Consider the following 3,233-nt stretch of genomic DNA (forward strand, 5'->3'; position numbering starts at 1 on the left):
ACGGCGAACGCTTCGTAGCTCACCTCGTAGCCGTGCGGCTCGCCTCGGGAAAGCGATGCCGCCATCGACGATTCGCCTTTTGCTTTCAGGTCGGGCTCGGCTGGGCCGGGCAGGAAGTCGCTGGCCATGTCGCCGCCGCGGGTGAAGCTTGGTTCAAACTCTTTGAGCGTCAGGAAGATCTCTTGGTCGTAGGCGCCGGGGTGCTGTTTGGACTCGATGTATACCGGGCCGACCAGGCCGCTGTACTGACCTCGCGACAGGTCGGCTCGGGGGACGACGTGAGTGTGATAGAAGCGGAAGCCGGCCGGACCCGGAATGAACGAAACCCGCCGCATGCCGTGCGCGGGGATATAGGGCGTTCCCTCCTCGGCTGAACCGTCGACGTCGACGCCCACCTGCTGGCCGTGCCAGTGCAGCTGCTCGGCGGAGTCGGTGTCGTTGAAAATATCCACCCAGGTCCGCTGCCCCTCCTTGAAACGCAGCAACGGGCCAGGGAATTGACCGTTGTAGGTCAAGGTCGAAACGATGCGATCCGGCGCCAATTCCACCGCGCCCGCACCGATCCGGAGTGTGTAGTCGGCCTTGCCATTGGGCGCAGCAGGCGGTGCGGGCCGCGAGCATCCGACTTCGGCTCCAACCCCAACGCCTGCACTTGCGGTCAGCAACGCCAGCCCACCGCATTTGAAAAAGTCACGCCGATCGACCGCCACGATCATCGATCCCGGGGAGAAGCGTTGAGGACCGGTAGCAGAAATTCGATGCGACGATTCAATTCGTCTGCGACGCTGCGGAATTCCTCGTATATTCCGCGCTTTCCTCCGCCGGCAACCGACGGATCACGAATGCTCCAATGCGCAGTCGTGGTCAGACCGTGCTCGTCGGCGAATTCGCGGACTTTGTCGCACAAAGTGATCACGTGATCGAACCGTCGCCCGGATACCGCTTCCCATGGGCGGGTTCGAGATTCGTCAAGGCGGATGCCATACATGTCGCGCATCACCTGAACCGCGGTGGGATGTATGTGCGGTTTGGGATGACTGCCGGCGCTTGCGGCCCGAATACGGCCCTGGCCATTCTTTCGGAGCAGCGCCTCGGCCATCGGCGAGCGTGAACTGTTTCCGGTGCACAAAAACAGCACCGAACGCGCCGCAGGCCTCACCGGGGACGAAACGTTGAGGCCCGGGTGGAGCGCTGAAGCCGCCTCACCGAAAGCTCCCGCACACCTTGTCAGATTCAGGCTGTAGTACGTATCGCGACCATCGAAATCGCTGCGCCGCGCGTCGATGAACCTGGCCGAGCGCAACAACCGCAAATGGTAGGAGACCAGGTTCTGCGGCTCGTCCGCAGCGGCGGCCAATTCCCGCACGCGGCAGTCGCCGCCTGCCAGTTTGGTCATCAACGCCCAGCGCAGCGGGTGCGACGCCATTTTTAGCAGCGACGGAACCTCGGCAAGGCTGGTCCCCATGGTCCCCAACAATACATCAACCAGATTTGATACTTTCTCTTGTGACACCAGTTCTGTTCTGGTGGCGGCCCTTTGAGGAGAACAGTTGTCCGAGAGCGTGTCGACCGGCAACCCGGAACTTCGTCGGAGCCTCGGCGTGTTCGACGCCGTGGTGATCGGGCTCGGCTCGATGATCGGTGCTGGGATATTCGCGGTGCTGGGCCCGGCCGCGCGTGCAGCCGGTTCGGGTCTGCTGCTGAGCCTGGCGCTGGCGGCGATAGTGGCCTACTGCAACGCGACATCATCCGCGCGGCTCGCCGCCCGGTACCCCGCTTCCGGCGGGGCATATGTGTATGGCCGGATGCGGCTGGGCGAATTTTGGGGGTATTTGGCTGGGTGGGGTTTCGTCGCCGGCAAGACCGCCTCATGCGCGGCGATGGCATTGACCGTCGGCTTCTACGCGTGGCGGTCGCAGGCGCATGCGGTGGCGGTTGCCGCCGTAGTGGCGCTGACCGCGGTGAACTACGCGGGCATTCAGAAGTCGGCATGGCTGACCCGCGTCATCGTCGCCTTGGTGCTGGCCGTGCTGACCGGGGTGATCGTCGCGGCGTTCAGTTCCGGAATTGCCAACACGGATCAACTTCGCCCAGTGAACGTGACCGTCGGTGGCGTCGTGCAGGCGGCGGGTCTGCTGTTTTTCGCCTTCGCCGGTTACGCGCGCATCGCAACTCTGGGCGAGGAGGTGCGCGACCCGGCACGCACTATCCCGAAAGCGATACCGCTGGCGCTCGCTATCACGCTGATCCTCTACGGACTGGTGGCCGTGGCCACGCTGTCCGTGTTGGGCCCGCGCCGCCTGGCCAGTGCCTCCGCACCGCTGTCCGAGGCGGTGGCGCACACCGGTTGGCTGGTTCCCATAGTGCAGGTCGGCGGGGCGGTCGCCGCGCTGGGTTCCCTGCTGGCGTTGATCCTCGGAGTCTCGCGCACCACTTTGGCCATGGCCCGGGACTACCACCTTCCCCGTGCGCTAACCGCGGTGCATCCCCGGTTCCAGGTGCCCCACCGTGCGGAGGTGGTGATCGGGGTGGTCGTAGCGATCGTGGCCGCCTGCACCGACCTCCGTAGCGCAATAGGTTTTTCCTCATTCGCTGTGCTGGTCTATTACGCCATCGCCAACGCATCCGCGTTCACCCTCGCACCAGATGAGGGGCGCCCGCACCGCGCTATCCCGGCGCTTGGGCTCGGCGGATGCGTGGTGCTGGCGTTCGCGATGCCGCTGTCGTCGGTGGTCGCCGGAGTCGCGGTTCTGGGCGTTGGGGCGTCCGCCTACGCATTTCGCCGCGCCGTTCGCTCTCGGGGGTTGCGGTAGACGTGATTCCCTCCTGGTGCCAAAGGGAAGACTGAGCTGATGTCCGAACCGGGAACCGACGCCTTCGAAAAGCTGGTGTCGCTGCTGAATTACCCGATGTACGTCGTGACCACGCACGCCGACGGCATCTCCGCAGGCTGTCTGGTGGGCTTCGCCAGCCAGACAAGCATCAATCCGCCGCGATTCCTGGTCGGCCTGTCCAAGCGCAACCACACGTACCGGGTGGCCGTCGCCGCCACCCACCTCGCGGTGCACCTGTTCGACCACCACCACCTGGACACCGTTGAGCTGTTCGGCAGCCAGACCGGCGACAAGGTCAACAAGTTCGAGCGCTGCGCCTGGCATCCCGGCCCGGCGCAGATGCCCATCCTCGACGACGCCGCCGCCTGGTTCGTCGGCAAGATCATCGAACGTTTCACG

At 64.8% G+C, this 3,233-nt stretch carries 4 protein-coding genes; 2 read left to right on the plus strand and 2 right to left on the minus strand.

Annotated features, from left to right (window positions below):
• Both JOZ00_RS06375 and JOZ00_RS06380 read right to left on the minus strand, forming a co-directional pair.
• Positions 1-716: multicopper oxidase domain-containing protein (locus tag JOZ00_RS06375; protein WP_293341316.1), on the minus strand; the 716-nt coding region annotated here is incomplete at its 3' end.
• Complete coding sequence (locus tag JOZ00_RS06380) at positions 713-1,576, minus strand: ArsR family transcriptional regulator (protein WP_293341319.1); 864 nt, start codon at positions 1,574-1,576, stop codon at positions 713-715. The genes JOZ00_RS06380 and JOZ00_RS06375, both read right to left, overlap by 4 nt.
• Here JOZ00_RS06380 and JOZ00_RS06385 point away from each other — a divergent pair.
• On the plus strand, positions 1,563-2,813 hold the full coding sequence (locus tag JOZ00_RS06385) for an APC family permease (RefSeq protein WP_293341325.1): 1,251 nt from the start codon (positions 1,563-1,565) through the stop codon (positions 2,811-2,813). The two genes, JOZ00_RS06380 and JOZ00_RS06385, sit on opposite strands and share 14 nt — an antisense overlap.
• Positions 2,814-2,852: 39 nt before the next feature.
• Positions 2,853-3,233: flavin reductase family protein (locus tag JOZ00_RS06390; RefSeq protein WP_293341322.1), on the plus strand; the 381-nt coding region annotated here is incomplete at its 3' end.

This window comes from Mycobacterium sp., from assembly GCF_019243155.1.
Classification (GTDB): Bacteria; Actinomycetota; Actinomycetes; order Mycobacteriales; family Mycobacteriaceae; genus Mycobacterium.